Here is a 390-nt window from a genome sequence, read left to right on the forward strand (position 1 = left end):
TCTCCTATCCGCTTGTCTTAATGCCCTTCAACATGTCTTTAACAGACTGCATGTCTACTGGTTCACTGCTTGCAGGAACTTCGTTCTTAGCCAGTGGTGGCTCTTTCTTTTGTCCTGGTTTAGGCTTGACCTTCTTCTCAGGTATTTTCCCGTCAACAAAGCCACGTTCCTTAGCGCTGTCTAAATGCTCTTCAAACCTGCTTACTAGCGATTTAACAGTGATGTACTCAATATTTGAGAAAGTAGCCACCATGTAATTCAACACATCTTGAAACTCCTCAAGCGATACATTCTGCATAGCAAGTGATGAGAACGTTCCTGTGTTTGTATTATTTCGTCCAGTTGCCTTGTTATAAGCAGCCAACATTTTTGAAGCTGTCATGGGGTCAA

The 390-nt window shown here is 42.6% G+C and carries 1 protein-coding gene; it reads right to left on the reverse strand.

Annotated elements, in window-relative coordinates; translation table 11 throughout:
• Positions 1 to 4 precede the first annotated feature (4 nt).
• The coding region (locus IV71_RS08175) for a hypothetical protein (protein WP_010691340.1) at positions 5 to 390 on the reverse strand (386 nt) is incomplete at its 5' end.

Origin of the sequence: Fructobacillus fructosus KCTC 3544 (genome assembly GCF_001438695.1) — a bacterium.
Classification (GTDB): domain Bacteria; phylum Bacillota; class Bacilli; order Lactobacillales; family Lactobacillaceae; genus Fructobacillus; species Fructobacillus fructosus.